Annotated in this window: 1 protein-coding gene; it reads right to left on the bottom strand. The window is 78.8% G+C overall.

Annotated elements, in window-relative coordinates; all coding sequences use genetic code 11:
- A partial coding sequence (locus A5481_RS31850) for a dihydrofolate reductase family protein (RefSeq protein ID WP_197514286.1) occupies positions 1–462 on the bottom strand: 462 nt, incomplete at both ends.

Genomic DNA, 462 nt, shown 5'->3' with positions numbered 1-462 from the left:
GGCGCCGGCGGCGCCGAGGGCGTCGGCGGCCGCGTCGGAGGCCCGGGGCCCGGCGAGGATCAGGGTCGGCACGGCGGCGCTGGTGCGCACCAGCCCGGCATCGGGCGGGGTCCGCAGGCAGGGGTCGAGGACGATCCGCAGCGGCGAGCGCGCGGCCATCCCGGGCAGGCGCACGGTGAGCGCCGGATCGTCCGCCAGCACCGTGCCGACGCCGACCATGATCGCGTCGCAATGCGCCCGCTGCAGGTGGATCTCGGCATTGGCCTGCGGCCCGCTGATCAGCAACCGCCCCTCCCCGCCGGCCGCGAACCCGTCCGCCGTGCGGGCGAGCTTGAGGAAGAGCGCGGGGCGCCCGCGGGTGATCCGGCTCACGTGCCCGCGCTGGTCGCGCGCGGCCTCCGCGCCCATCAGTCCGACCGAGACGGCGATGCCGGCCTCGGCGAGACGGGCGTGGCCGCGCCC

It is taken from the genome of Methylobacterium platani (genome assembly GCF_001653715.1).
GTDB lineage: Bacteria > Pseudomonadota > Alphaproteobacteria > Rhizobiales > Beijerinckiaceae > Methylobacterium > Methylobacterium platani.
This window is presented reverse-complemented; position numbering and strand designations above follow the sequence as displayed.